This is a genomic window from Bradyrhizobium sp. BR 10289 (assembly GCF_019455385.1).
Taxonomy (GTDB): Bacteria; Pseudomonadota; Alphaproteobacteria; order Rhizobiales; family Xanthobacteraceae; genus Bradyrhizobium.
Window position 1 is genome coordinate 252,237 of the sequence record NZ_JACOFR010000006.1, and the last position, 26,296, is coordinate 278,532.

23 protein-coding genes and 1 pseudogene are annotated in these 26,296 nt (G+C 63.2%); 11 read left to right on the forward strand and 13 right to left on the reverse strand.

The window, feature by feature from the left end; genetic code table 11:
* Window positions 1-64 precede the first annotated feature (64 nt).
* The 5 genes from HYH08_RS13930 to HYH08_RS13950 form a co-directional block, all read right to left on the reverse strand.
* Window positions 65-1,030 (reverse strand): NAD(P)/FAD-dependent oxidoreductase, encoded by a 966-nt coding sequence (locus tag HYH08_RS13930; protein ID WP_220010372.1) that lies wholly within the window; start codon window positions 1,028-1,030, stop codon window positions 65-67.
* Window positions 1,031-1,139: 109 nt separating this feature from the next.
* Window positions 1,140-1,703 carry a flavin reductase family protein gene (locus HYH08_RS13935; protein WP_220010373.1) on the reverse strand — a complete coding sequence of 188 codons (564 nt, stop codon included), beginning with the start codon at window positions 1,701-1,703 and terminating at the stop codon, window positions 1,140-1,142.
* Window positions 1,696-3,708 (reverse strand): MFS transporter, encoded by a 2,013-nt coding sequence (locus tag HYH08_RS13940; RefSeq protein WP_220010374.1) that lies wholly within the window; start codon window positions 3,706-3,708, stop codon window positions 1,696-1,698. The genes HYH08_RS13935 and HYH08_RS13940 overlap by 8 nt, the downstream gene beginning before the upstream one ends.
* A gap of 8 nt (window positions 3,709-3,716) precedes the next feature.
* Window positions 3,717-5,021 carry a lysine N(6)-hydroxylase/L-ornithine N(5)-oxygenase family protein gene (locus HYH08_RS13945; protein ID WP_220010375.1) on the reverse strand — a complete coding sequence of 435 codons (1,305 nt, stop codon included), beginning with the start codon at window positions 5,019-5,021 and terminating at the stop codon, window positions 3,717-3,719.
* Window positions 5,022-5,043: 22 nt separating this feature from the next.
* Window positions 5,044-5,709, reverse strand: a complete 666-nt coding sequence (locus HYH08_RS13950) for a hypothetical protein (protein WP_220010376.1) — start codon at window positions 5,707-5,709, stop codon at window positions 5,044-5,046.
* A 139-nt stretch (window positions 5,710-5,848) separates the two neighbouring features.
* On the opposite strand from HYH08_RS13950, the gene ectB reads away from it, so the two are divergent.
* From ectB to HYH08_RS13970, 4 genes are all read left to right on the forward strand, one after another.
* Window positions 5,849-7,120, forward strand: a complete 1,272-nt coding sequence (gene ectB / locus HYH08_RS13955; protein WP_220010377.1) for a diaminobutyrate--2-oxoglutarate transaminase — start codon at window positions 5,849-5,851, stop codon at window positions 7,118-7,120.
* Between the two features lie 39 nt (window positions 7,121-7,159).
* Window positions 7,160-8,695, forward strand: a complete 1,536-nt coding sequence (locus HYH08_RS13960) for a 4-hydroxyphenylacetate 3-hydroxylase family protein (protein ID WP_220010378.1) — start codon at window positions 7,160-7,162, stop codon at window positions 8,693-8,695.
* A gap of 9 nt (window positions 8,696-8,704) precedes the next feature.
* On the forward strand, window positions 8,705-9,757 hold the full coding sequence (locus tag HYH08_RS13965) for an aromatic ring-hydroxylating dioxygenase subunit alpha (RefSeq protein ID WP_220010379.1): 1,053 nt from the start codon (window positions 8,705-8,707) through the stop codon (window positions 9,755-9,757).
* A 100-nt stretch (window positions 9,758-9,857) separates the two neighbouring features.
* Complete coding sequence (locus tag HYH08_RS13970) at window positions 9,858-11,264, forward strand: SLC13 family permease (RefSeq protein WP_220010380.1); 1,407 nt, start codon at window positions 9,858-9,860, stop codon at window positions 11,262-11,264.
* 44 nt (window positions 11,265-11,308) lie between these two features.
* On the opposite strand, the pseudogene HYH08_RS13975 reads toward HYH08_RS13970, so the two are convergent.
* Window positions 11,309-12,526 (reverse strand): annotated as a pseudogene (locus HYH08_RS13975) (NAD(P)/FAD-dependent oxidoreductase).
* Window positions 12,527-12,652: 126 nt separating this feature from the next.
* Here HYH08_RS13975 and HYH08_RS13985 point away from each other — a divergent pair.
* Window positions 12,653-12,865 (forward strand): hypothetical protein, encoded by a 213-nt coding sequence (locus HYH08_RS13985; protein ID WP_220010383.1) that lies wholly within the window; start codon window positions 12,653-12,655, stop codon window positions 12,863-12,865.
* A 346-nt stretch (window positions 12,866-13,211) separates the two neighbouring features.
* Here HYH08_RS13985 and HYH08_RS13990 read toward each other — a convergent pair whose 3' ends face one another.
* Entirely contained in the window at window positions 13,212-14,123 is a 912-nt protein-coding gene (locus tag HYH08_RS13990; RefSeq protein ID WP_220010384.1) for a LysR family transcriptional regulator, read from the reverse strand.
* A 110-nt stretch (window positions 14,124-14,233) separates the two neighbouring features.
* Between HYH08_RS13990 and HYH08_RS13995 the strand changes: the two genes are divergently transcribed.
* Genes HYH08_RS13995 through HYH08_RS14010 form a run of 4 tightly spaced genes read left to right on the forward strand, consistent with a single transcriptional unit; the run spans window position 14,234 to window position 19,366 of the window.
* Complete coding sequence (locus tag HYH08_RS13995; protein WP_220010385.1) at window positions 14,234-15,856, forward strand: FAD-dependent monooxygenase; 1,623 nt, start codon at window positions 14,234-14,236, stop codon at window positions 15,854-15,856.
* 2 nt (window positions 15,857-15,858) lie between these two features.
* Entirely contained in the window at window positions 15,859-16,704 is an 846-nt protein-coding gene (locus HYH08_RS14000; RefSeq protein WP_220010386.1) for an alpha/beta fold hydrolase, read from the forward strand.
* Entirely contained in the window at window positions 16,667-18,124 is a 1,458-nt protein-coding gene (locus HYH08_RS14005; protein WP_220010387.1) for an MFS transporter, read from the forward strand. The genes HYH08_RS14000 and HYH08_RS14005 overlap by 38 nt, the downstream gene beginning before the upstream one ends.
* A gap of 42 nt (window positions 18,125-18,166) precedes the next feature.
* On the forward strand, window positions 18,167-19,366 hold the full coding sequence (locus tag HYH08_RS14010) for a M24 family metallopeptidase (protein ID WP_220010388.1): 1,200 nt from the start codon (window positions 18,167-18,169) through the stop codon (window positions 19,364-19,366).
* A 201-nt stretch (window positions 19,367-19,567) separates the two neighbouring features.
* Here the strand turns inward: HYH08_RS14010 and HYH08_RS14015 are convergent, their stop codons facing one another.
* The 6 genes from HYH08_RS14015 to HYH08_RS14040 all read right to left on the reverse strand — a co-directional run bounded on the left by HYH08_RS14015 (window position 19,568) and on the right by HYH08_RS14040 (window position 24,249).
* Window positions 19,568-20,797: an aminotransferase class V-fold PLP-dependent enzyme gene (locus tag HYH08_RS14015; protein ID WP_220010389.1), complete on the reverse strand. Its 1,230-nt coding sequence runs from the start codon at window positions 20,795-20,797 to the stop codon at window positions 19,568-19,570.
* 178 nt (window positions 20,798-20,975) lie between these two features.
* The gene (locus tag HYH08_RS14020; protein WP_220010390.1) at window positions 20,976-21,767 is read right to left on the reverse strand and encodes an amino acid ABC transporter ATP-binding protein; all 792 of its coding nucleotides are present in this window, start codon (window positions 21,765-21,767) and stop codon (window positions 20,976-20,978) included.
* Window positions 21,764-22,423 carry an amino acid ABC transporter permease gene (locus tag HYH08_RS14025; RefSeq protein ID WP_220010391.1) on the reverse strand — a complete coding sequence of 220 codons (660 nt, stop codon included), beginning with the start codon at window positions 22,421-22,423 and terminating at the stop codon, window positions 21,764-21,766. Before HYH08_RS14025 ends, HYH08_RS14020 begins: the two co-directional genes overlap by 4 nt.
* 3 nt (window positions 22,424-22,426) lie before the next feature.
* Window positions 22,427-23,143 carry an amino acid ABC transporter permease gene (locus HYH08_RS14030; RefSeq protein WP_220010392.1) on the reverse strand — a complete coding sequence of 239 codons (717 nt, stop codon included), beginning with the start codon at window positions 23,141-23,143 and terminating at the stop codon, window positions 22,427-22,429.
* Entirely contained in the window at window positions 23,140-24,027 is an 888-nt protein-coding gene (locus HYH08_RS14035; RefSeq protein WP_220010393.1) for an amino acid ABC transporter substrate-binding protein, read from the reverse strand. Before HYH08_RS14035 ends, HYH08_RS14030 begins: the two co-directional genes overlap by 4 nt.
* A gap of 30 nt (window positions 24,028-24,057) precedes the next feature.
* Window positions 24,058-24,249, reverse strand: a complete 192-nt coding sequence (locus HYH08_RS14040) for a hypothetical protein (RefSeq protein ID WP_220010394.1) — start codon at window positions 24,247-24,249, stop codon at window positions 24,058-24,060.
* Window positions 24,250-24,313: 64 nt separating this feature from the next.
* Here HYH08_RS14040 and HYH08_RS14045 point away from each other — a divergent pair, with 64 nt between their 5' ends.
* Window positions 24,314-25,318 carry a LysR family transcriptional regulator gene (locus HYH08_RS14045; RefSeq protein ID WP_228747817.1) on the forward strand — a complete coding sequence of 335 codons (1,005 nt, stop codon included), beginning with the start codon at window positions 24,314-24,316 and terminating at the stop codon, window positions 25,316-25,318.
* Between the two features lie 262 nt (window positions 25,319-25,580).
* Window positions 25,581-26,288: a gluconate 2-dehydrogenase subunit 3 family protein gene (locus tag HYH08_RS14050; protein WP_220010396.1), complete on the forward strand. Its 708-nt coding sequence runs from the start codon at window positions 25,581-25,583 to the stop codon at window positions 26,286-26,288.
* Window positions 26,289-26,296 lie beyond the last annotated feature (8 nt).

A 26,296-nucleotide genomic window follows, 5' to 3' on the forward strand; every position in this document is an offset into this window, starting at 1 on the left:
TTGCAGCCAATCCAGGTGAACGCTTGGGGGCCGATCTGGTGAAACCGGGGAAGGCGATCCGGGGTTATTCCGATCCGTCCATTCCAGACGAACCGGATGCCGATGCCGCGAATTTGCGGCCAAATCCTCTCGAGCCGCTGTTGAACCAGCTCTCGAATCCCGGCTGGACGGTTGACCGGATTGATGAGCGCCCCCCGCTGATCAAGCGGTCATTGACGTCGTACCGTGCGAAGTGAAGATCGCCGCGCGTATCGGACATCGCCAGGCGCGTGGGAAGCACCGAGCAGCGGATTGCCTCGGGCAACGGATCGGTGGCGGCGAGCCACGACGTCACCGGAACAATCTCGCGCGCCACGCCGGGAAGCAACGCTTTACTGGCAGCGGCGGTGTAAGCGTTGGTTGCGATGATCAAACTCCTTGCCCGAACCTCGCCCAGCGGCGTTGCCACTTGCCAGGCATTGGCCCGGCGCGTGAACGACAGCGCGGGGGTCTGTGCATAGATGTTTCCGCCAATACGGCGCACCTCCTCGGCCATGGCCTGGACCAGTGCGAGCGGATTGACGGCGCCGCCGCTGCGGCAGAGAAGGCCACCGAACCACATCTCCGAACCAAGCATGTCCCGAGCCTCCAGCCGATCGACAACCTCAACGGCCGCTCCCCATTTCGACCATTGCGCGGCCCGCTGCGCAATGAGCGCCATTCGACCGGGCGTGTGGGCCGGTTGAAGCCACCCGTTTTGCTCGGCCTGCTTGCCCAATCGTAGCGCCGTTGCTGTCGCGAACAGATCGTCGGCGCAATCGCGCAGAAGCGCTACGAACCGTTCTCCGCTCGCGCCGTATCTCTGGACGATATCGTCGGGATCGGAGCGCGACAGCATCGGAATGACGAGTCCGCTGTTTCGACCGGAAGCACCCGCGCCCGGTTGTCCGGCCTCGACGATCGAAACGGAAACGCCCTCGTGTCGCAATTTCAGCGCTGCGGACAAGCCGGTGAAGCCCGCGCCGATAACGAGCACGTCTGTCTCGATCATTCCATCGAGTCTGGGGTAACTGGGCACGTCGTGCGCCGCCTCCCAAAGCGACGCACCGCGAATGTCGCTCCCATGACTTGCGGGCAGGTGCGCCAATCGACCGATGTTCTCACTCGCCACCATGTGACGCCCCGTCGATGCGTACGCGTAAGAGGGACCCGTTGTCTGCGGGAAATGCCAGTTGGCGATAGTCGCCGTCGCAATAAAGCAACGGCTCGACCTGGTCGCGGATCGCGACCTCCGCCACTTCAGCCAAACACAAAAAATGTGTGCCATGTTCGATCGCGCGCGTCACCCGGCAGACCAAATTGGCCTGCGCATCGGCAAGAAGGGGGAGCCGGATGCATCCGTGCGATGGCACTCGCCCGCGCGCTTCATATATCGACCACCGGCCGGCGTGAAACCGCGCCTCACTTGCGGGAGGAGTGGCAAATGCACGGCCGACGGACTCTTGGGCCTGCGACAGGACATTCACGCAAACCCATCCGCTTTCTATCATGGGGTGGCAAAAGGAAGACGCACGGTGAAGGCCGAAACACAGCGTCGGCGGCTCCAGCGTCAGCGACGCCAGCGAAGAAACCGTGATTCCGAAACGTCTGCCGTGCAGTTCCGTCGACAGCACGCTCACCGTCGCGGCGACGCGGCGCATTGCACTGCGGAAGTCCTCAGGCATGGTCGGCCCGCCGTACTGTGTCCGGCAAATCCTGCCGGCCGTGGCCGCGTGGATACAGCCGTTGCATTACGGCCGGGTCGGAAAGCATCACGATGGCGGCTGCAAGAACCAGGATGCAAGCGATGAGGCCGAAAGCGAACGCGAAGCTAGCAGTCTGATCCTTGATGTATCCCATCAATTGTGGACCGACATAGCCACCGATGTTGCTGATCGAGTTGATCAGTGCGAGCCCGGCCGCAAGCCCGGCGCCGCTCAGGAAGCGCGTCGGCAGGCTCCAGAACAGCGGAAGAGCCGAATAGATTCCGAGCGAGGCGATGATGAGGAAGCCGATGCCTGCCGCTGGGTGGGACGCCGCGGCCGCGAGCGAAAATCCGGCGATCGCGATTCCGATGCTGCACAACAGGTGCCAGGTTCGGTCGCCGCTACGGTCCGAATGCCGGCTCCAGACGATCATTGCGACGGCGCCGACGAGGGCAGGCAGAGCGGCAATCAACCCGACTTCAACGGGACCCGTCACGCCGGCTTCCCTGATCACCTGCGGCAGCCAGAAGTTGATCGTGTAGAGGCCGACCAGCAGACCGAAATTGACCAACCCGAGGGACCAGATCCGCGGGCTGATAAAAGTTTGCGACAGCGAGAGCGGATGAAGCCGCGCGCGCTGTGCCTCTTCGTCGTCCATCTTCCGTTGCAGCCAGAGGCGCGCATCCGGCGCCAGCCAAAGGGCATCGGCGGGGCGATCCGTCAGGTAAAACAGCGTCACGATTCCGAGGAGCACGGTTGGCAGGGCCTCCACAAGGAACATCCACTGCCAGCCGGTAAGGCCGAGCTGTCCGTCGAGCTTGAAGAGAAGGCCCGAAAGAGGAGCGCCAACCAGACCAGATAGCGCGATGGCGACCATGAAGAGCCCAAGGAGATGGGCGCGATTTTTTTCCGGTACCCAACACGCCAGATAGTAGATGACCCCCGGCAACAAGCCCGCTTCGGCCACCCCGAGCAGGAAACGAATGGTATAGAAGCTGGATGGCCCCGAAGCGAACGCGGTCGCCCCGGAGATCAACCCCCAGGCGATCATGATGCGCGCAAGCCATCGTCGGGCTCCGAAACGCCTCAGCGCCAGATTGGAAGGGACCTCGAACAGGACATATCCGAGGAAGAAGACGCCCGTCCCGAAGCCGAACATCGTGGCCGTCAGCCCGAGGTCGGCATTCATGGTGAGCGCTGCAAATCCGACATTCACGCGGTCCAGGAAGCAGAAGAAGTAGACGAGGCATAGGAAAGGCACGAGACGTTTGATCACGCGTGACACGATACTGCTCTCGTCGACTTCGCGCCCGGCATCCCTCTCGTTGAAGAGCGGTGCGCGCGGTTTGGCCCCAGGCGAGACCTCGCTGCCCCGCGTCTTGCCGAACGAGAGCTCTTCAAGGAGCGAACGGACAGATTGGGGCGCCTGATCGGTCAGATGGGCAGTTGCTGCCTTGCGGTCGGCCGGGCTCTTCTCCTGCGAGAGCTTGAAACGGCCTTCCATACGCTCGACATCGACGAGAACCCGACTGATCAATGGCGCGAGACTGCGGACGCGCGGTTCCGACTTGTCGAGACCCCATCCATCAACCGGGGCTTCGGACGCCTGAGCCAGGCGTTCGATGTCGTTCAAGATATCGAGGCCGGGCGTCTCGACCCGGCAGCGCCCCTCCACGTGCACCGCGACGTAATTCCAGGTCGGCAACTGGCGCGTGACGTAAACCGTCGGGGAAATGTAGGTGTTCGGGCCCTGAAAAACGACGTAGACCGATGCCCCATCGAGCGCTTCGAGTTGAGGATTCTCGCGGTCCATATGTCCGCGCAGGCACCAGCTTCCCTCCGGGGTTGGCTCGACCATGAACGGGATATGGCTGGCACGGAATGAATTCCCTTGCTTGCTGATGATGAGACCGAGTGGATAGGTCTGGATCACCGGGAGTAGACGGTCGGGATCGTCTTCGCGATAAGCCGGGTAATGGTACATGATTGATCCTAGGAGGCTTGCAGCAGGGAGGCCCGGTTGGCCAGCGCGGCCTCGAGCGATCTGGCAATGAGGTCGCTTCGCAGCGCCAAAAGGCTGAATGAGCCGGCATCACCCATCCCGTGGCTGGACTCGCACAGTCCGTTAAGAAAGATCGGAGGAATCGGCGCGTCGGACCGCTTCGGCCGGAGGCGGTAGTCGCGCGCCACCGAGAGGACACCCGCATCGTCAGTGAGGAGCCGGTTGGCGACCGGCGCGAGCAGCGGCGGAATGCGCTCCTGGTCAGGACCCGGCCCAAGATTGCGAAAGCCCGTTGCGAGGATGACGATATCGGCGTGAAGCTCGCTCCGCTCGTGACGGTGAATTTCCTCGAGATCGAGCTTTATGCCGTTCTCGACATCCTTGATCGATAGGACCCGCGTGTTCGAGAGGACGCGGATACGTTCGGCGCGATCGAGCTTCTGCTCGTACATGGTCAGATATAGTTTTCGTATGACATCTCCGTCGGCAGATGAATAGTTTGTCCGCTTCAGTTGTTCGTCGATCGTCGCCTTGCTCGATGGCGATGCATTGAAGTAATAATCCACGTGCTCCGGAAAGTAGACGCGATCACTGAAAGGGCTGGTGTCCTTGAGTGCGAATCCATAGCCGCGCTGGACGTTGATCGTGTCCGAATCCGGAAAACGGGCCGACAGATCGAGAATGAGCTCGACGGCGCTTTGACTGCCCCCGATCACGCAAATCGATCGGGGACGACCATGGCGGCGCTGATAGTGGTCGAGTGCAGGAAGATAACGCGTCAAATGGAACAGGCGTTCGCCCTCGCGGTCCTCGAAAGGAGGGGGCAGCAACGGCGTGCGTCCCGGCGCTGCGACAATGCTTCGCGCCGCAAGATGCTCGCCGTCGCTCGTCGTGAGAACGTAGACGTCTTGGCCACCTTTCGCCTCGATCCTGAGGTCGGTCACGGCGATGCCATACCTGGCCCAGCGGTCGAACTGCCGAGCGACCCACGTCACGTATTGCGAATATTCCTTACGCAGCGGAAACTCGATTCCCAGGTTCAGGTATTCGAACAAGCGGCCGTGTTCATGCAGGAAGTTGGTGAAGGAGTAGCGGCTTCGCGGATTGCGCGGCGTGACGAGATCCCGCAGCGGATTGTTCTGAATGTCGGAGCCGCTCAGCAGCATCGCGGGCTGCCAGGCCGGAGCCTTCATCCTTTCCAGGAACGCGATCTTGAAGCCCGCTTGCCGCTCTTCCAGCGCCGCCGCGAGGGCAATGTTCGCGGGGCCGAAACCGATACCGATGACGTCATACACATTTTGGGTCATTGATTTTGGCTCACCTGACTTTGCTCGAGTGTGAGAGAGCCGATTCCATCGATCCGGGCTGCGCGTGGAAATCGACGAGGTCGACCGGAACTGCGACCAGCCTTACATGGGTGATGCCGTCGAGCCGTGGCCACAGGGTGGGGGAGACCGTCAGGACTCCGGCAAGCCGTTCGCCGAGGTCAGGGATAATTGAAGAGAGGATCACGGCGAGGGCGTGCAGTTTGATCCAGGCCGTGGCTGCCTTGGCCGTCCAATTCGGCTCCCGGAACCTCTGCCGGACGAGCTGATCTGCCGTCGCCTCGATCATGCCGATTTGCTCGAATGCCAAACTCACGCGCGCGGCAGCATTCGCCGCGAGATCAGTGTAGCGCCGTTCAAGCAGCGAGAGCTCGGCGCGAAGTCGATCCAGAATGGCATCTGGTATGGCAACGCTTTCGCGCGAACTCACGCACGCCGCGCGCCTCAAGCGTTCAATGGCAACGAGCAGGAACCGTAGCGCATCCGTCAACGACACGAGCTCCGCGCTCGACGAACAATCAGTTTCGACTTTGGAACTCGCAACGCTCTGCGCAACGTCCGTGAGCTGGACGCCGTCAAATGCGTGATCGTAGGGACTGTAGATGATGATGTGGTCGGCTTTTGACGCGGCGCCCCACGTCAAGATGGGCTCTCTCATGAATGAAGTGCTCCCGGCCATCGTCGTGTCATAGACACGCTCTTTTTTTCATGTTACGTGTTTCATAACACAACGCCGAAGCAACTTAAAGGTGCGTGAATGGTTGCTTCGGCGAAAAACAAAATTATGGGAGCCTGCCGTGGGAACCTCGTCGATTTTCGAGCGATATGAATCGCAAGTTCGATCGTATTGTCGGGATATTTCCGTCGTATTTCAGAGAGCTTCCGGACATCTGCTCATCGACGAAAACGGCCGATCGTATATCGACTTCCTCGCCGGCGCCGGCGCCCTCAATTATGGCCACAACAATCCCGAGTTGAAGCGGGCAGTCATCGACTACATGGCGGCCGATGGTGTCACGCACTCGCTGGATCTCTTTACCGAAGCCAAGCGCGCCTTCATCCAGGAGTTTCAGCAAACGATCCTCGCGCCGCGTCAGCTCGATTACCGGATGCAGTTCACCGGGCCGACCGGTGCAAATGCGGTGGAGGCTGCGTTGAAGCTCGCGCGCCGCGTGACGTCCCGTACCAGTATCGTCAGCTTCACCAACAGCTTTCACGGAATGTCGTATGGCGCTCTTGCCACCTCCGGTCTCCGGCGCAAGCGGGCAGGCGCAGGCTTTCCTCTCGTCGGGGTGGATCGCTTTCCCTTCGACGGCTATCTCGGTCCCGACGTCGATACGCTTGCCTATATTGATGCCGCTCTGAGCGATCCTGGCAGTGGGATCGACGCACCGGCGGCCTTTATCGTCGAGACCCTGCAGGCCGAGGGGGGCCTGAATGAGGCCAGCGTGAATTGGCTACGCGGGCTCGCCGATGTTGCGCACAAACACGGGGCGTTGCTGATCGTGGACGAAATCCAGACGGGCTGCGGGCGCACGGGACCGTTCTTCAGCTTTGAGCGCGCCGGACTCCATCCGGACATCGTCTGCCTCGCCAAGTCCATCGGTGGGTTGGGCTTGCCGATGGCGCTGGTCCTGATGCGGCCGGAGCACGACGTGTGGGAGCCAGGGCAGCACAACGGGACGTTCCGCGGCAACAACCTGGCATTCGTGGCCGGAACTCAGGCGCTGCAGTTCTGGCGGGAGCCATCGTTTCAGGCATCGATCGAGCGCAAGGCCGACCTCGTGCGTTCCCATCTCGCGGAGATCGCGCGCGCGACAGGAGGTGAATTGCGGGGGCTCGGCATGTTGCAAGGTGTGATCTGGCGCGATCGCGGCTTCGCACGAGCCGTGGCGAAGCGCGCCTTGGAGGGCGGGGTTATCGTCGAGACTTGCGGCGCATGGGATCACGTCCTCAAGGTCATGCCTCCGCTGACCATCCCCGAGGCTGCCCTATCCGACGGATTGAGCAGGATCAAGCGCGCCGCGCTGGCCGAGATGGCCTCCCCTCAATTCGACGTTGCGGTTTGAACACCTCATCTCTCATCCAGTTTCGTGGAGTCCAGCCTTATGTCCAATCTCGCGGTTCAACCATCCGACAGCCCAATTGCGACCAATATGCTCATGACCGGAGCGTCCTATCTGGACAGCCTCCGGGACGCACGCAACGTCTTCATCTATGGAGAAGCTGTTCGCGACGTCACAACCCATCGTGCCTTTCGCAACGCTGCACGCTCGATGGCCCATCTCTACGATGCGCTGCATCAACCCGACACCGCGGACATCATGGTCACCACGAGCCCGGAGGGATTTCCGACACATCGGTACTTCACTTCGAGCTATTCCTCCGAGGATCTGTTCAAGGCCCGCGACGCCTTGGCGCATTGGGCGCGCATGACCTTCGGCTTCATGGGCCGCACGCCGGACTACAAGGCCGGCTTTATCGCGACGCTGGGCTCGTTCTCCGAATTCTATAACCCGTTCGAGGAAAATGCCCGGCGCTGGTACCGTACGGCGGCCGAGAAGGCGCTGTTTTTCAATCATGTGATCGTCAACCCTCCGGTCGATCGAAACAGGCCCGTCCACGAGGCGGAGGACGTCTTCGTTCATGTGGTACGGGAGCGCGACGACGGTGTCATCGTCCGTGGCGCGAAGATGGTGGGCACCAGCGCCGCCCTGTCGAACGCGACATTCGTCGCCCAGAACAGCGCGGTATCCTATGAGAAAGGCAAGGGAGAGGACTTCGCGCTCGTCTTCGTGTTGCCGATGGATACGCCCGGCCTCAAGGTCATGTGCCGACGCTCCTATGAGGATGCGGCCCTCAGTCCGTTCGACAATCCTCTGTCGGCCCGCTTTGACGAGAACGACTCGGTCCTGATCTTCGACGACGTGCTGGTTCCCTGGGAAAACATGCTGGTCTACCGCAACATCGAAAAGGCTCGCAGCTTCTACGCGGCGTCTGGCTTTCTCAACCGTTATGCTCTGCAATCCACCAGCAAGATCGCGGTCAAGCTCGATTTCATGCTTGGCCTCCTGATCTCCGGGCTTCGTTCCAACGGCACCTACGATTTCCGGGGAGTCCAAACAAAGGTCGCCGAGGTTGCAGGTTGGCGCAACTTGATGTGGTCGCTCACGACCGCAATGTGCGCCGAGCCCGACAAGGGGCCGAACGGAACTGTGTTGCCGAGGCTGGAAGTCGCCGCAACGGCCCGGTACTTCGGCACATATCTCAATGCAAAGATGAAGGAGATCTTCGAGACCACGCTCGGCGGTGCGCCGATCGCCATGCCGTCGAGCGCGGCCGATCTCAATTCGCCGCTCCTGCGGCCGCTCATCGACCGCTTCTATCGCGGTTCGGACTCCGACGCGGAACACCGGGTCAAGCTTTACAAGCTGATCTGGGATGCCATCGGCAGCGAGTTCGGAGGACGGCACGAACTGTACGAATACAATTATGCTGGAAACAACGAGCAGGTGCGGCTCGATCTTCTCGGTCATTCCGCCAAGCAGGGCATCGTCGAACATTCCCTCGCTATGGTGCGGCGCTGCATGAGCGACTACGACCTGTCTGGCTGGACCAATCCGGTCTGGGCCAACGGCGAATGAGGTGAGGTCATGGTGATCGCTCCGACCTGGGACACCGAGAGAGCCGACTATCGCGCCATCGTCAATGACTGGCACGTGATCCTCCGCAGCCAGGAGGTTGCAGAAGACACTATCGTGGCGGTCCGTCTGCTCGGCGAGGACATCATCTTATGGCGCCACAATGGCGAGGTGCATGCCTGGAAGGACTATTGCCGCCATCGCGGTGCGCGCCTGTCGCTCGGCTGGGTCAAGGACGGCTGCGTCGTCTGCCCTTACCACGGCTGGGAATACGGTGCGGATGGGGCCTGCCGCCGGTATCCGGCTCATCCGAAAACGCAGCCGACGAGCCGGGCCGCGGCATTGCGCCATCACGCCGTCGAGCGGTACGGCTACATTTGGGTCTGCATGGGCAATCCAAGCTCCGATGTGCCGCCGTTTCCGGTTTGGGAGGATGCGACCTATCGCAAGGTCCAGGCGGGTCCGTACGAATACAACGCAAACGCCCTCCGTGCCGTGGAGAATTTTCTCGACGCGGCGCACTTTCCATTCGTGCATGCCAATCTCAACGGCAACCCGGAGGATCCCGACGAACTCGCAGACTATGATGTCGTGTTGACGGACGAAGGTTTGCGGACGAGCGAAATCTCAGTCTTCCAGCCCTTCGGCGACCATCGCGGCATTCCCGTCACGGCGCGTTACCAATATTCCTGTTTCCGCCCCACGACGGCCTATTTTAGAAAGAAGACCGGTGAGGTCGAGCGCTTCTGCACATTCATGGCTGTTACGCCGACCGACCTCGATCGCTGCGTGGTGCATCTGACCGTCGCCATCAATTTCGGCTGGGATCTCAGCGTCGAGCAGATACTGGCGCGCCAAGACAAGGTGTTCGAACAGGACCGATTGATCGTCGAATCGCAACGTCCAAAGGCACTGCCGCTGGATCCCAGGGACGAGATGCATTTGCGAAGCGATCTTCTCGGCGTGACGTATCGCCGCTGGGTTCGCGCACTGGCGGGCGAGGGGCGGATGCCGGCACAAGCGCAAGTTCCTGAGGCCGCCGCCGAAGACGCGATCGCAAATTGACCAGGTGAATGGCGGTGCGAGTCCAGTTGAAGAAACCTGAGCGATGCGGTCGGATCGTTCGCGCTGGGTTGCGTCCGAGCACTGGAAGGAAGTGTACATCATGAGCACCGGCGCTCCGGCAACAAGTCCGGTCCGGACAGATACGGCGAGATTTGCGATCGTCGCTTGTGTCGCTGCCGTGGCTCTTGCGACCGCGTATCGTGTTAACATCTCGCCGCCAATCGCGCAGGCGGCGGCCATTGGCCTTCTGTGCATGGGGTGCTGGGCGACCGGTGCTATTCCCGAGATCGCGACGACGCTGCTCTTTTTCGCGCTGGCAACGCTATTGGCGCTCGCTTCTCCGGCCGTGGTCTTTTCGGGGTTCGCATCCTCCGCCTTCTGGCTGGTCTTGAGCGGGATGATCGTCGGACTTGCGATCAGCAAGACCGGATTGGCGCAGCGGATCGCGGCCGCCCTCGCGCGATCGCTCTCAGGATCCTACGCCCGCTTAATCGGCGGGATCGTCATGCTCAGCTTTGGGTTGGCGTTTGTCATGCCATCCAACATGGGACGCATATCGCTCCTTGTGCCAATCATTCTCGCGCTCGCCGACCATGTCGGCCTCGCACCTGGCCGGCCCGGGCGAACAGGGCTCGTGCTCGCGGTCGGATTTGCCACGTTCATGCTGTCGACCTCGATCCTGCCCGCCAATGTGCCGAATCTTGTCATGGCCGGCGCGGCTGAGACCATCTATGGAGTTCACTTCTCCTATTTGCCGTATCTGCTGCTGCACGCGCCGGTGCTCGGGATCGTCAAGGGCATGCTCATCGTTGCCGCGATCCTGATCTTGTTTCCGGACAAGCTTGACCCTGTCCCGTCGGCAGCCTCGGACCCGGTGCGGCCACCGCTGAGCGAGAAAGAATTGCGATTGAGCGTCATCATTGTCGCAACGCTCGCTCTCTGGATGACGGACACCATCCATCACATTCAGCCAGCCTGGATCGGCTTGGCCGCCGCGACGGTATGTCTTATGCCCGGCATCGGGATCATCGATGCGGCCTCGTTCACATCCATCAACTTCCGTACGGTGTTTTATGTTGCTGGATTGCTCGGCCTGGTCGCCACCGTCGATCAAACGGGGCTTGGTCGAGAACTCGGCCGGTTCCTGCTCTCGGTGGTTCCGTTCAGCGAGGGCGCCACATTCGGAAACTATTTGGGGCTGGTCGGATTGACCTCGGCGCTTTCGATCGTGGCAACGGCAAACGGCGAGCCGGCGTTGTTCACGCCGATGGCGCGCGAGATCAGTGCCTCGACCGGCTTCGATCTGCCGACGGTCATCATGGTCCAGGTGATTGGATTTTCGACCGTGTTGCTTCCTTATCAGGCGCCGCCCATTGTCGTCGCCGCCGAACTTGGCGGCGTTTCGGCGCGAGCGACGGCGAAGCTCGCCCTTGTCGTCGCAGGACTGTCTTTCGTGCTGGCCGTCCCGTTGAACTTCCTTTGGTGGAAACTGCTGGGTCAATTCTGACGGAAGCGTCAAAGCTGCCGTCCGCTCCTGCCGGGCCGAGGGATCTAGACCGCTCCGTAGAAATGACGGTATTGCCAGGCGGCGTCCCGTTGCAGGTCTTCATCGGTCCACGAACGACCCGAAAAGCGCGCCGGCGCCATGCAGGAGAGATCCATCGGTGGTCGGCCATCGACGATCCAGCGCGCGAGCTTCTCTCCGAGCGCCGGAGCGATCGACAGGCCAGCAACGTTGCACCCGCTGGCGAAAAAGAAGCCGGGCGCATCTGGTGACGGTCCCAGGATGTGATGTCCATCGGCCGTCATGGTCGGCAGCCCGCCGCGAAACTCACGGATTGCGGCGGTCGAAAGGATCGGCAACTGGTTGACGACATCTGCCGCCGCGGCATCGAGCACGCTACGGTCGAGCGGCATGTTGTTGATGTCGAAATCAGCTTCCCAGGACCCCATGTCGAAGAAGCGGGGATGCTCCTCGTAGACCCCCCACAGGAAGCCCCCTAAGCACGGGCGCATATAAACGGCAGCATCCATGATGCGGACCATCGGAAGATCCTTCAAAGCGCCGGGAATCTCTTCGGTGACCATGAGTTGTTGTCGCGTCGACACCAGAGGAACCTGTAGACCGCTTCTTTCGGCGATGGTGCGTGTCCATGCCCCGGCCGCATCGACCACCACGGGAGCTCGAATGTATCCTTTTGTCGTCGAAACGCCCGTCACACGCGTCCCATCAATCTCCACCGCCAAGACCTGCGTGTTCGGATAGACGTACGCACCGCGTTCCGCTGCTGCAGTGGCGAACCCCACGGCAACCTGGGCCGGATCGAAATAGCGGTCATCGCCGATCCGGATAGCTGCCTCAACACCTTCGGACCGGACAAAGGGATGCAGGCTGGGAAGGTCACGAGGTGAAATGACTTCGATGTCGAGGCCCATCGCGAGCCCGCGCTGGCAATCAGCCTGCAGGACGGCTGCATCCGCTGCTCGGCGAGCGATCTTGAGACTCCCCGAGCGCACCCAATCGAGGGGCTAGCCGGTTTCCTCGGTGAAATGTTCGATCTTCTCGCAGGCGTCTCTTATTAGCGTGATCATCACCTCGCTCTTGCGCAGGCAACTGACCATGCCGGCGGCGCGCGGTGACGTCTGTGAGCCGATTCCATGTTGATCGAGGAGGGCGACCCTCAGTCCGTTCTGCTTGGCCAGATAATATGCGCAAGCTGCGCCAAGCCCGCCGGCGCCAACAACGATTGCGTCCGCCTGTTTCAGCATTGCGTCCTCCAGTATCACGAAAGACTGTAGCGTGGCATATGGTCAAGGCAATTGGGCCGGCATATGGATTTGATCGCGTCCGATCGATGTATGTGCCTATCGCAGAATGAGCTTCAAAATACTCCAGTGCAAGCCATTCATCCGGGCTGCTACGGCCATAACGGCGCCGACGACGTCGAGCGCGACGCCGCTCTGCTCGCGCGCGTCGTGCCTGGCCGTCCCGCCCAGCTGCAATGGATGCGTGACGACGAGTTCGGCTGGTCGCCGGCTTCTCCCGGGATGGTCATGGAAGCAGAGGCGGGATTGTCCAAGGACGGTAAGATCGCCGACGGCATATGAATTGTGGGGCAACTCGCATGCGACGCGCCAGGACAGGCGGGAGGCGTCAATCCTCTTGCATCCCGGCACATGGCGCGGCGCCAGCACATGACGCCAGCGCTCGAGATTCCCGAGGCCTTCGGAAGCAGCGATCGCAACTCGGTTCCGCTCTACGATCTGCCCAAGCGTCGGATCGTTAGTCACTTGCTAACGGAAATGCCTATCCGCGGACCATCGAGACCTGACGTTCTGGGTTAGGCTGCCCATCGATAAGAAAACAGCGCCTCTAAACACTGGACCTTGCGATGTAGCGGACCAGTGACTCGTTCCGACATGTTGCCCCGAGGCCAGGATCTAGAACGCTCAGTCAGATATTGGTCTTCCCGGCGCGCGCGCCCCGGCTGGGTCGGATGATGCCGTCGCGGATCAAATCACCGCAAATTTCCTTCAAGAGTGCCATGGTCTCGCGCGTAGCCCGGCTGACGGGACGTCCACGCGGCAAGGCCAGGATGCGGTTTGCATGCATCCAAGACAGCGGAACGGCCGAAAGCGCGCCGGCCGCGACCTCCCGATAGATTCCGGAATAGGGCATCAGCGCATAGCCGAGTCCCGAGGCCACCATGCGCTTCATTGAGATCGAGCTGTCGACGCGCAACCGGCTCGCGACCTCCGGCGGGAATGGCGAGCGGCTCAGCGGCAGCACGGCGCGCGGCAGGGTCTTGAATTCGGCGCGCGTGAGCTTGCCGCGCTTAAGCAGGGGATCGCGCGGCGGACCGATCAGGTAGGTCTGCTCGACGACAAGCGTGTCGTAATCGAGGTGATCGTTCGGCATCGGCGAGGTGAGGATGGCGAGATCGAGCTGGCCGCGCAGCAGCCGATCGCTGGCCAATTCCGTCAGTCCCTCGCTGAGCTCGAGGCTCACGCGCGGAAGGCGTTCGACGACCAGTTGGGCGAGCGGCGGATAGAACACCTCACCGAGGGAAGGCGGCGCGCCGAGCCGCACGGTGCCGCTCGGCTCGCGGTTCTCGGTGCGCACCTCGGCCTTGATGTCGTCGACGAGGCCGAGCAGCCAGCGTCCGCGCTCGAGCAGCACCTTGCCGGACTCCGTCACCGCGACGCCGCGCGCGGTGCGCGTCAAGAGCGCGCCGCCGAGCTCGTATTCCAGCTCCTTGATGTGCCGGCTGAGCGCGGATTGCGCGACGTTGACACTGCTTGCCGCTGCGCCAAAGCCGCCGCGCTCGGCCACGGCGATGAAGTAGCGGAGCTGGCGCAGGTCCATTGGCGGCCTCCATCTCGAAACGAGATCGGAAGCATATCAAACATATTCTTGTGAGATGTCAAAAACGGCGCATCCTGTCGCCAACAAGACCAACGGGGAAGGAAACGTCGATGGGCTCGTCTTCTGAGACGACGCGCCGTGCGTCGGTCATGATCGTCGGCGGCGGACCGGTCGGGCTCGCGATGGGGCTTCTGCTCGATCGCTTCGGCATCGACGCCGTCATTGTCGAGAAGAGCACCACCACAACGGATCATCCGAAATCGCGCGGCTGCTGGGTGCGCACCATGGAGATTTTCCGCCAATGGGGCCTCGAGCAGGCAATCCGCGACCGCGGCCTGCAGGATTCCACCGACATGTTCGTACAGGTCGAAAGCATCGCCGGCCGCGAGATCAGCCGCTCGCGTCCCGAGCCCAATCTCGGCCAGACGCCGGCCTGGAAATCGCTGGTCGCGCAGGACGCCGTGGAGGAGGAGATCCACAAGGTCGTGGCCCGCTCCAAGCTGGTGGAGGTGCATTTCTCGACCGAGTTCATGGGTTTCGAGGAGGTCGAGGACGGCGTCGTCTGCGAAATCCGCTCGGTGGAAACCGGCCGTAGCGAGTTCTGGAACGCCAAATATCTCCTGGCCTGCGACGGCGCCGGCAGCCAGACTCGCCGCCGCGCCGGCATCGACATGGTGGGGCCGGCGACGCTTGCGGTGATGCTCAACGAATATTGGCGCGCCGATCTGTCGCGCTTTCCGATCACGCGCGAGGCGGCCGGCTACCAGGTCTATAGCGACAAGCCGGGCATGCCGCGGCGAGCCGGCATTCTCAACACCAACGGCCGCGACCGCTGGCTATCGGTGATCCAGATCGGCGAGGAGAAGGACGAGCGGCCGCGGCCGTGGACCGATGCCGAGACGGTCGAGATCATCCGCACCCATGTCGGCGTGCCCGATCTCGACGTCACGCTGCTCAACCGCTCGATCTGGCGCATGAGCAGGCAGGTCGCGTCGCAGTTCAAGAAACACCGCGTCTTTGTGGTCGGCGACGCCGCACATCGCTTCCCGCCGACCGGCGGCTTCGGCCTGAACTCCGGAGTGCAGGATGCGCACAACCTCGCCTGGAAGCTCGCTTACGTGTTGCGCGGAATCGCCTCCGAGAAGCTGCTCGACACCTACGATGTCGAGCGCCGGCCGGTGGCGCAATCCAACGCTGACTTCTCCTACGGCAACCTGATCCGCTTCCGCCGGCTCGACGATGCGGTGCGCTCGGGCAATGAGGACCGCATCCGCTTCTGGGTCAATGATCTCGACAATCACCTGCATTCGATCGGTCAGGGGCTCGGCTTTTCCTATGAGGAGGGCGCGGTCATTCCCGACGGCACGCCGCGCGGCGGGCATCTGACGCGCTACTATTTCCCGTCCGATCGGCCGGGCGGGCGCTTCCCGCATCTGTGGCTCGACATGGCGCGGAAACACTCCACGCTCGACTGGTTCGACAAGGAGTTCACGGTGGTCGCCGGCCCGCTCGGCGGCGCCTGGCTGGAGGCGGGCCGCGCCGTGTCGGAGAAGACAGGCATTCGGCTGAACCTGCAGCAGCTGCCGAATGCGCATTCCTCCGACGGGATCCAGATGGGTCCGCGCGGCGCCGTGCTGGTGCGGCCTGACGGCCATGTCGCCTGGCGCATCCCTTACGTCCCGGAACATCCCGCCCGCGAGCTCGCGGCCGCGCTGCAGACCGTGTTGCACTAGCCATGGAACGCATAGAAGCCAACGGCATCTCGATCAGATTCAAGCGCTCGGGCGAAGGCCCGCCGCTGGTGCTGCTGCACGGCGCGGAAGCCGATCATGCCATGTTCGATGCCTTTGCTGCGCACCTCGCACCGCATTTCACCGTCATCGCCTACGATCAGCGCGATTCCGGCGGCACGCGCAATCCGGCCGCGCCGTATGGTCTGGGCGAGCTCGCCGACGATCTCGCCGCATTGATCGCCGGCCTCGGCCTGTCTCGCGCCCATGTGCTCGGCACCTCATTCGGCGGCGCCATTGCGCAAGTTGCGGCGGTCCGCCACCCCGCGCGCATCGACCGCCTGGTGCTCGCCTCGACGTTTCGGGTCGGCGTATCGGTGGCGTCGATCAACCCGGAAGGTTTTCCCCGGTTTGCCGAGCTGCGGGCGAAGCTGCCGGAGTCGCTGTCGGCCTTCGCCGAATATTTCTTCCCGCCCAGCTACATCGCAACCAACCCGCAGGCACTCGGCATTTTCACCGGCAACAAGCGCGACGCCGGCCAGCGCGAGCGCCGCGGCGCGGTGCTGGCGCAACCGATCGCGATATCTCTCGCCGGCATCAGGGCGCCGACCCTGGTGCTGGCCGGCCGCGACGATCGCCTGATCCCGCCGGCGCACACCCTGTCGCTGGCGCGTGAGATTGCGGGGGCGCACACGGCGGTGATCGACGGCGTCGGCCATGTCGGCACGATCCAGGATCCGGCCGCGGTCGCGGCGCAGGTGATCGCCTTTCTAGACGGCAAAAAAACAGAACATATCGCGGAGGAGAACGACCATGGCGGAATTCGGGGAGGATCTGGTCACAGCCTATGACCGGGCGCGGCTCGATGCGCGTTACTGGATCAGCATCGCACTCGGCATCTCTACCAGCGTGTTCGACTATTTCGACTATTTCGTCGTCGGCTTCCTCGTCGCGGTGCTGGCGCCGCAATGGCAGTTGAGCTTCGGGCAGACTTCGCTGATCCTGCTCGCCGCAGGCGTCGGCGCCATCCTGGGATCGCTGGCCTGGGGCGCGCTCGCCGACCGCTTCGGGCGCAAGGCGCTGCTGGTGGCTGGCGTCACCCTGTGCGGGCTGAGTGCGGGCTCGGTCTCTTTCATCCCCGATGGCGCCTGGGTCGCCTTCGCCGTGCTCCGCTTCTTCGTCGGTTTCGGCGTCGGTGCCGCTGCCTCCGTCGCGGTGCCCCTGATCGTCGAATATACGCCGACCCGGCATCGCACGGTGATCACCAGTGCCACCGTGATTCCGGTCTCGCTCGGCATTCTCGCCGCCTCGCTCTCGGCCGCGACGCTGCTGCACCAGATCGGCTGGCGCGGACTGGCCGCGCTGGGTTTCCTGCCGCTCGTGCCGGCGCTCTTGATCGCGCTGATCATGCCGGAATCCGTGCGCTGGCTGGTGTCGCGCGGCCGCGATGCGGATGCACGCCGCATCGTCGCGCGCGCTTTGCGCGTCGCGCCCGAGGCGCTGCCGCCGCCGGTGGTCGAAAGCATCGGCCGCCCGCAAGGCGCGGGCTTCTCCGAGCTGCTGTCGGAGCCCCGGCGCTTCTGGCTGACGGTGATCGTCTGGTTCGGGGCCAGCACCGCGAATTACGGCGTGTTCCTGTGGGGGCCGACCATCGTTGCGCTGTTGACGGGCGTGTCGCCGATCGAGGCCGCTCATTTGTTCGTGATCGTGTCGCTCACCGGCATGATCGGGCGGGCCATCTTCTCGGTGCTGCCGCAATGGATCGGGCGGCGGCGTTGCGGCGAGATCATGGGCTACGGCATTGCGCTGTCGCTCGGCGCTGCAGGTGCGTTTTTCGATCGCATCCTGTTCGGCTATCCCGCCTTCGTCGTGCTGCTGATCCCGGCTGCGTTGTTCTTCGACGGCGGCTTCTCCAACATCGCGCCCTATTCCGCCGAGATCTTCCCGGTTCGCCTGAGCGCGCGCGGCGTCGGCCTCGCGCAGGCGGCCAACGGCGTCGGCAAGATCGCAGGTCCGTTGTGTCTGGCACTCATCGCGGGCACCTCGAACCTGATCACGCCGAAGGCCACCATCGACGCGGTGACACCGGCGTTCCTGTTTCTGGCCGCCTGCGGTCTTGCGATCGGGCTTGCCTTCACGCTGCTTGGCATCGAAACCCATGGCCGGCCGCTGGCTTTGGATGTGCCGCAAGGCAGTAAAACCGCGGGAACCGTGGTCGTCAGCATTGGCGGCGCGCCCGAGGCCGTTGCGGCGCGGCCGACGCCGACTTAGCTTTCGCTTGAGGCTCCATCATAACAAACCAGGAAACGCATCATGCAAGAGAGCGTCCACACCCGAACGGCCTCCCGTGCCATCCCCTTCGACACCGGCAAGCTTGACCGGCTGATGGAGCAGGCAGGCCTCGACCTGCTGCTCGTCACCTCCAAGCACAATGTGCAATACCTGCTCGATATCGAACGCGCGATCTTCTTCGACTACATGGATGCGCTCGGCGTCAGCCGCTATCTTCCCGTGGTCATCTATGCCAAGGGCGCGCCGGACAAGGCGGGCTATGTCGCCCATCGGATGGAGACCTATCAGCGCCAGCTGGAGCAGCCATGGCTTCAGGAGGTGCGCATCTCCGGCAACGGCTCCGTCGATGCGATCGCAAGCGCGGTGGAGATGATCCGCAAGAGCGGCGTGTCTGCCAAGCGCATCGGCGTCGAGATGGCTTTCCTGCCGATGGATGCCGGCAACGCGTTGCGTGACGCGTTTCCGGACAGCGACATCAAGGATGCGCTGTTCGTGCTGGAGCGGCTCCGCGCGGTGAAGACGCCGGCGGAACTGGCCAAGCTGCGCACGGCTTCCGATCTCGTGATCGCGTCCATGCTCGACGTCATCGCCCACCACGGCCCTGGCACCACGAAGCGGCAGCTGTTCGATGCGCTGAAGGTCGCGGAGGTCAAGCGCGGCTTGACGTTCGAATATTGCCTGCTGGCGGCAGGCACAAGCCACAACCGGGCGCCGTCGGAGCAGCGCTGGGAGCAGGGCGACGTGCTCTCTCTCGATTCCGGCGGCAATTATCACGGCTACATCGGTGATCTCGCCCGCATGGCCGTGCTTGGCGATCCCGATCAGGAACTGAAGGATCTGCTTGCCGAGATCGAAGCCGTGCAGCGCGCGGCCTTTGCCGTGATCAAGCCCGGCACCTTGGGCGGGGCGATCTACACCGCCGCCGAACGCGCGCTGAAGGAGACGAGCCAGCGCAACCACACCGAGTTCCTCGCCCATGGCATGGGCCTCGTCAGCCACGAGGCGCCGCGGCTGACCGCGACCGGCCCGGTCCGCTACGACGCCTATGATGCGGAGCGGCCGCTCGAGGCTGGCATGGTGATCTCGGTGGAAACCACGATGAAGCATCCGAACCGCGGCTTCATCAAGCTCGAGGACACGGTGGCCGTCACCGCAACCGGGCACGAAATCTTCGGCGAAGGCGGCCGCGGCTGGAATTTAGGTGGCACGGCGCTGCGGTAAAACGCTGGCGCGGCAAGGCCGAAAGCAACAGCTAGTCGACTCCGCGCACCAGAAGACCATGTCATAGGCCGAGAGCGTCGCGGTGGTAGCAACCGGAGGGTCGAGAGCGGCGACGTCGCGCCCGACGTAGACGTTTTCCGCGACTGGATCGTTGCTCCGCTCAGAAGGCGATCGCAGGCTTGCCGCGCACACGACCTCACGTCAACTTGCATTACGCCAGCATGTCCGACGCGAAGCGCCGGAGACGGCGTCGAGGAAGCGGTCGATATCCTCCTCGCTGGTGTAGGCGTGAGGCGCGACACGGTTGACGGCCTCGAGGCCTCGTGCCTCGAGATCCGCCCGCGCATAGCCGCGATCGACCACCGCCGCGGCGATGTTGGCTTCGGCGAGATGATCGTTCAGCTCGGCCGGCGCGAGCGCGTCGGTCGTGAATGTGAGGAACGCGGACTCGGCCGCGTCGTCTTCGAACACGGTCACGCCCGGAATGGCCGTCAGCCCCGCATGGATACGGACGAGGCGCGCGCGGATCAGGTCACGAATATTCTCGATCCCGTGCTGCAATACGTGCGTGATGGCTGCACCCAGCCCGAGCCTGCCGGCGACCGAAAATTCGTAGGTTTCGAAGCGTCGCGCATCGGCGCGCGTGGCGTAGCTGTCGATCGCCGTCCAGCTCGAACCGGCCTGGCTCAAAACGGGAGGATCGCCGAGCCGTTCCAGCGCGCGATCGGAGAGCGCCATGATGGCCTCGCCGCGAGGACCGCGCAGCCATTTGCGGCTTGGCGCGACCAGCACGTCGGCGCCCGTATTCGCCATCCCGAGGGGAAATTGTCCGACTGCCTGGGCGCCGTCGACAAGGAGCAGGCATCCCTCCGGCCGCGGCAGCGCGGCGAGCAGCTCCACGGGTTGCCTCACGCCGAATCCGCTCGCCGCCACCGGAAGGCAGATCGCGACTGTCCGCTCATCGATCAGATCGGCAACACGTCTCACGTCAATGCGGCCGGTCCGCTCGTCGACCGGCATGATATCGATGGTGATGGCGTCGGCCTCACGCCGCTTCATCAGGTTGAGGACATTGCCGGCCCATTCCGATCGCGCGACCAGGACGCGCGAACGCCGCTTCACCGGCATGGCCAGGAACGCCATGGCCCACATCGTGCCGGCGCTGCCGCCGAATGCAACATTGTGCGGGCGGCATTGCAGGAGTTCGGCGGCGGCGGCACGGACGCCATGGAGGTCATCCGCTGCCCGCGCGGCTGCCCAGTGCGGGCCGACGCTGGCTTCCTCGGCGAGGTGACGCATGACCGTCTCGGTCACGATACGCGGCGGCAGTCCGGCGCCTGCGGCGTTCAGATGAACAACCGTTGCAGTGCCGGGCGTGTCGGCGCGAAACGCGGCTGCGTCGAAATGGTCGCGGGAAGGGGCGATACGCATGGTCGTTTCTCTCCTTAGGGTCGTTCCGGCGAGTCATTTGCGACCGCCGCCGGAGTGATGAGATCGAAATCGTCACCGGCTCCGGATTATTGTTCGAGCATGGTCTCCGCGCAGACGCCTCCGGCGCCTGTTGCGAGGTAGAACCGCCGCGTGCGTCTTCGGATCATGATGGGAAATCTCATTGGCGCAATATCTTGGAGAGGAAAATGCGTGCGCGCTCGGTCGAGGGCTGTGCGAAGAAGACGGAGCTCGGAGCATCCTCGAGGATGCGTCCGCCGTCCATGAACACGACGCGATCGGCAACATGGTGCGCAAACCCCATCTCGTGGGTCACGACCATCATCGTCATGCCGTCGCCCGCGAGCTCTGTCATGACGTCGAGCACATCCTTGATCATTTCGGGGTCGAGCGCCGATGTCGGTTCGTCGAACAACATCGCGATCGGATCCATAGCCAGTGCACGCGCGATGGCGACCCGCTGCTGCTGGCCGCCCGAGAGCTGGGCCGGATGGCAACCGGCCTTGTCGCCCAGGCCGACACGGCGAAGCAGCGCCATGCCCTTTTCACTGGCTTCGGCCTTGGACCGGCGCAGCACCTTGACCTGAGCCAGCGTGATGTTCTCGAGCACCGATAAATGCGGATAGAGCTCGAAGTGCTGGAAGACCATGCCGATCCGGCTTCGGAGGCGGGTGAGGTCCGTGTTGCGGTCGCCGACGGACACGCCATCGACCACGATCGACCCGCTCTGGAACGTCTCGAGACCGTTGACGCATTTCAGCAGAGTTGACTTGCCCGACCCCGACGGTCCGCAGACGACGACGGCTTCGCCTTTCCGAATGCTCATGGAGCAATCGTTCAGGACCTCCAGCGCGCCATAGCTCTTCGAAATCCCGGTAATCTCGATGGTCACGGGCTGCTCGACAGATGCGGGTGCGATCGGGGACGCCTTACGGACGGCGGAGATGGTCATGGACTTACCGGCTGCCTGTTGAGGAACTGGATCGATTGGGATGCGGCGAAGCAGAGCGTGAAGTAGATGACGACGGCGAACAGATAAAATTCGACCAGATGTCCTTCCCGGTTCGCCGTCACGGAGACCGCCGTCATGAAGTCATGCAGGCCGACGACATAGACCAGCGAGGTGTCCTGAAACAACGCGATGCTCTGCGACAACAGGATCGGCAGCATCTTCCGGACCGCCTGCGGCAGGATCACGAAGCGATAGGCTTGCAGTGGGCCTAGCCCGGATGCGAGGGCGGCCGCGAGCTGCTGCTTCGGTACGCTTTGGATGCCGGCGCGTATGATCTCGGCATAATAGGCGGCCTCGAAAATGACGAAAGCAACCAGCGCCGATGTGAAAGCGCCGATCGGACGGCCGATCACGAGCGGCACCAGGAGATAGAACCAGAAGATCACCATGATCAGCGGCACGGAGCGCAGCCCGTTGACGTAGCCGGCCGCAAGGGCTGCGATCGGTCGTGGTCCGGCGATGCGCATCACGGCGAGGAGGGTGCCGAGCAGACCGCCGCCGGCCATCGCGAGCAGCAACAGGCCGAAGCTCGTCAGCAGGCCGTCCCAGAGAAACGGCGCCACGGCGCTGAGGAGATCGGGATCGAAATCGCTCATGGATCAGGCCCGCGCCATCAAACCGGGAATCGCGACCAGCCGTTCGATGGCACGCAGCGCGACGATCACCACCGTCGTCAGGACGACATAGGTCAGGGTCGCGGCAGTGAACGCTTCGATGCCATGAAACGTCGCGCTTTCGATCTGGCGGCTCTGGCCGGTGAGCTCGAGCAGGCCGATCGTCAGCGCGAGCGAGGAATTCTTGACCACGTTGAGAAATTCGGATGTCAGCGGCGGCAGGACGTTCCGCGCAGCGATGGGCAGCAGGATGTAACGATAGCTCTGCGTAAGGGTCAGGCCGCTGGCCGCCGCAGCCATCGCCTGGCCGCGCCCGATCGCCTGGATGCCGGCACGAGTCTGCTCGGCAACGCGCGCCGCCGTGAACAGGCCGAGGCCGATGACGGCGGTCCAGTATTCCGGCAGCGGCAGGTCGCGCTTGATCCAGTTGCCGATCGGAGCCGGCAGCAGTTCCGGGAGCACGAAATACCAGACGAACAATTGCAGCAGCAGCGGGATGTTGCGGAAGGTTTCGACATAGGCCGTGCCGAACGTTCGCGCAGCACGGTTGGGCAAAGTCCGGAGCACACCGATCGTCACCCCGACGGCGAGGGCTAGCACCCAGGCCGCGCCCGCGACCAGCAGGGTCCATCCCAATCCTGCCAGCAGCCACCCAAGATAGGGCTCCGAGACCAGCACGCTCCAGTCCCAGCGATAGGTCATTGCGGCAGAGCCTGGATCGCGAAGGCGGTCTTGAGCTCGGGTTCGATCTCGATGCCGAGCGGGCCGAACCATTTCGCGTAGAGCTTCTCGGCCTCGGGCGAGCGGAACGTATCGGCGAAGGCGCGCTTCACGAGCAGGGCGAATTCCAGGTCCCCGCGCTGCATCATGGCCGAATAGGGATCGTAAGTGAGCAGGCGCCCGATCACCTTGAGCGTTCCCTTCGGCTGTGCCTTGGTTGCGGCGTAGACCTTGATCTGACCACCATCGGCCGCAAAGCCGTCCACCCGGCCGCTGGCCACAAGCAGCGCGCCTTCGCCGAGATCCTTGGCATAGACGAGCTCGATGCCGAGCTTCTCGGTATCGTTCAGCATCCGCAGCGACTGCTCGTTGCTCGATCCCTGAAGCACGGCAACCCGCTTGCCCTTGAGGTCTTCGACCTCCCTGGCGCCGTTGTCGCTCTTGACCAGGACCTGCGTGCCCGTGATGTAGAAGATCGGTGAGAATTCCACCTGCTCCTGCCGCGACAGCGTGTTGGTGGTCGTCCCGCATTCCAGGTCGATGGTGCCGTTGGCGACCAGCGCAATGCGATTGGTGGTGTTGATCGGCACATATTTGACCTCGAGGCTCGGCATCTCGAGCCGGGCCTTCACGGCCTCGACCACCTTCATGCAGAGATCGATGGAATAGCCTTCGACTTTCTGGTCGCGGTCGATGAACGAGTAGGGAGCGGACGCTTCGCGATGCCCGATGGTGATTGCATTGCGCGCGGCGATCCGTTTCAGGATCGGACTGTCGCCAGGACCGGCCGCGTGGGCCTGAGCCGCCAGGGCGATCGCGCCCCACAGGCCGGCAATCGAGTAACACCAAAAGCTTCGCCCTTGCATGGAGGTCTCCTCAAGAATGATGGCCGCACGTCACCGCTCGCCGCGGCGGCAGCACAGCCGGCGGGCGATCGGGAAGTCCCAAGAGATGTCCCAGATGAGGTCAACACCCGGCTCGGTCGAAATCGGCAGCGCCGGGATCAAGGGAAGATTAACCGTGGCAAAGCGGCTCGGCCAATGCCGATCGCTCGGCCTGTGATGCGAAATTCGCATGATGCGCTGCACGTGTGACGTGTCATGATCATGATCACAACGAGGCGGTCAGCGGCTGCCTCGGCTGGAGGGTGCGATGCTCGATATACGCTGGCTCGAAGACTTCATCGTGGTCGCCGAGACGCGCAACATCACCAAGGCTTCCGAACTGCGCAACGTCACGCAATCCGGCCTCAGCCGCCGCATCCAGTCGCTGGAGAACTGGGCCGGCGCAGCCCTGATCGACCGTCGCCACGCCCCCCTTGAGCTCACCGAGGCTGGCCACAAGCTGCTCGATGTCGCCAACGAAGCGCTCGGGCGCCTGAACGGCGTTCGCCGTACCATTCGTGAAGACCAGAATGAACGCTTGCGAAGCATTCGATTCGCCGCCCCCCATATCCTGTCGGTGACGTTCTTTCCGCGCTGGCTGTTGGCGATCCAGGCGAAGCTCGGCTCCACCCGCCTGTCCGTCACGTCGGACAATCTGCCGGGTTGTGCCAGCCTGTTCGAGGACGGAGGAGTCGATTTTGTCGTGTGTCTCGTCGATGCGGAAGGAGCGATCCTGCGCGGTGCGGGAAGGCCTCTGAGCATCGAGGGTTGCGCATCGATTTCGATCGGCAAGGAGCGGCTCATTCCTCTCTCGGCGCCTGCGGCCGACGGCAAGCCGCTGCACCGGCTCGACCTCAATCCGCGGCTCTCCACATCCTATCTTGCGTATAGCCCGGAATGCTCGCTCGGCTGGGCCGTCGAGGATCTCGTCGCGCGCAGGCCGGACCTGGTGCAGCTCCATAGCCTCTACGACAACTCACTGGCGGATGGTCTGAGGACGATGGCGCTTGCGGGATTGGGCGTCGCCTGGCTGCCCTTGACGACCACGCACAACGACATCATTCGGGGCAAGCTGGTGCGAACCGGAGATCCGCGCCTGGCGATCGAGCTCGACGTCAGGCTTTATCGCCCCGCGCAGCGGCTCGGCAAGAAGGCCGAAGAACTCTGGACGCGGTTGAATACCGAGGGCCTGGAAGCTCTGCTGTCGCCCGTTGCTCTTCCCGAAATCGCCACGCCGATCCACGCCGAGGATGCGCAGATGCTTCGGCAGTAAGGCGGCAAGGCTAATCCCGCATCTCCATCGAACGATTGGTTAACGTTTTGTTGTCGTCGGCAGGCGACAGCGGCGTTCGCGCGTCGTCCATGGCTCAACGCATGCTTGTTATCGTGGCAGATTGCACCACCGCGTGCCGCTGATATGAGCGAATATCGGCATGATGCGAAGTTGTCATGGTCGAATTCGTCTTCGGAATTGGACAAAGCATTTTGCGCCGCAATAATTCGACCATCGCAATCGCAGCAAAGGGGCTGACGCGATGCTCGACCGACGCGGCTTCATCGCATCAGGTGGTGTTCTTGCGCTCACACGCGGCGAAGCGGCTGCCGCGCCGGCGGCGGAGGCGGCCACGAAGGTCAATCCCGCCGCGACCTCCGATGCCACGGCAGAGCCGCTTTATGTGCTGACGCCAAGCGAGGCGGAATTCCTGGTGGCTGTCATCGATGCCTTCATTCCGGCCGATGACCTGTCGCCGTCAGGTTCTGAATGCGGCGTCGTCGCCTTCATCGATCGGCAGCTCGCTGGCGCCTACGGCGCGGGGGCGCGGCTTTATCAGGAGGGGCCATTCCAGCCGAGCAGTGGACAGCCGCAGTTCGGGTCGCAGTCGCCGCTCGCGCCGCTGGCGTTCATCCGGCTCGGGATTGCCGAACTCGACGCATGGGCGGTGGCGCAGCGCGGCCGCCAGGTCAGCAAGCTTTCCAAGCCTGCGCTGGAGGCGCTGCTTCTGGAGGTCGAAGGCGGCAAGGTCGCCCTTCCGCGCATCGATGCACGCGCGTTCTTTGCCGCGTTGCTCCAGCTCTCAATGGAGGGCTTCTTCTCGGATCCGATCTATGGCGGCAACCGCGGCAAGGCATCGTGGCGGATGATCGGCTATCCGGGGCTGCCCGCGACCTATGCGAAGGCAATTAGGGATCATCGGGGACGGCGCTATGAGGCCGAACCTAAATCGATTGCAGATTTCCTCTGATCGATTGG

Excerpts from the sequence above, each read along its gene's own strand:
- HYH08_RS13965 (WP_220010379.1), top strand. The coding sequence starts at position 8,705 with ATGGTGATCGCTCCGACCTGGGACACCGAGAGAGCCGACTATCGCGCC.
- HYH08_RS14045 (WP_228747817.1), top strand. The coding sequence starts at position 24,314 with ATGCTCGATATACGCTGGCTCGAAGACTTCATCGTGGTCGCCGAGACG.
- HYH08_RS14005 (WP_220010387.1), top strand. The coding sequence starts at position 16,667 with ATGGCGGAATTCGGGGAGGATCTGGTCACAGCCTATGACCGGGCGCGG.
- HYH08_RS14050 (WP_220010396.1), top strand. The coding sequence starts at position 25,581 with ATGCTCGACCGACGCGGCTTCATCGCATCAGGTGGTGTTCTTGCGCTC.
- HYH08_RS13995 (WP_220010385.1), top strand. The coding sequence starts at position 14,234 with ATGGGCTCGTCTTCTGAGACGACGCGCCGTGCGTCGGTCATGATCGTC.
- HYH08_RS13940 (WP_220010374.1), bottom strand. The coding sequence starts at position 3,708 with ATGTACCATTACCCGGCTTATCGCGAAGACGATCCCGACCGTCTACTC.
- HYH08_RS14035 (WP_220010393.1), bottom strand. The coding sequence starts at position 24,027 with ATGCAAGGGCGAAGCTTTTGGTGTTACTCGATTGCCGGCCTGTGGGGC.
- HYH08_RS13935 (WP_220010373.1), bottom strand. The coding sequence starts at position 1,703 with ATGCCTGAGGACTTCCGCAGTGCAATGCGCCGCGTCGCCGCGACGGTG.
- HYH08_RS14010 (WP_220010388.1), top strand. The coding sequence starts at position 18,167 with ATGCAAGAGAGCGTCCACACCCGAACGGCCTCCCGTGCCATCCCCTTC.
- HYH08_RS14020 (WP_220010390.1), bottom strand. The coding sequence starts at position 21,767 with ATGACCATCTCCGCCGTCCGTAAGGCGTCCCCGATCGCACCCGCATCT.
- HYH08_RS14015 (WP_220010389.1), bottom strand. The coding sequence starts at position 20,797 with ATGCGTATCGCCCCTTCCCGCGACCATTTCGACGCAGCCGCGTTTCGC.
- HYH08_RS13960 (WP_220010378.1), top strand. The coding sequence starts at position 7,160 with ATGTCCAATCTCGCGGTTCAACCATCCGACAGCCCAATTGCGACCAAT.
- HYH08_RS14000 (WP_220010386.1), top strand. The coding sequence starts at position 15,859 with ATGGAACGCATAGAAGCCAACGGCATCTCGATCAGATTCAAGCGCTCG.
- HYH08_RS14030 (WP_220010392.1), bottom strand. The coding sequence starts at position 23,143 with ATGACCTATCGCTGGGACTGGAGCGTGCTGGTCTCGGAGCCCTATCTT.
- HYH08_RS13950 (WP_220010376.1), bottom strand. The coding sequence starts at position 5,709 with ATGAGAGAGCCCATCTTGACGTGGGGCGCCGCGTCAAAAGCCGACCAC.
- HYH08_RS14025 (WP_220010391.1), bottom strand. The coding sequence starts at position 22,423 with ATGAGCGATTTCGATCCCGATCTCCTCAGCGCCGTGGCGCCGTTTCTC.
- HYH08_RS13970 (WP_220010380.1), top strand. The coding sequence starts at position 9,858 with ATGAGCACCGGCGCTCCGGCAACAAGTCCGGTCCGGACAGATACGGCG.
- HYH08_RS13930 (WP_220010372.1), bottom strand. The coding sequence starts at position 1,030 with ATGATCGAGACAGACGTGCTCGTTATCGGCGCGGGCTTCACCGGCTTG.
- HYH08_RS13990 (WP_220010384.1), bottom strand. The coding sequence starts at position 14,123 with ATGGACCTGCGCCAGCTCCGCTACTTCATCGCCGTGGCCGAGCGCGGC.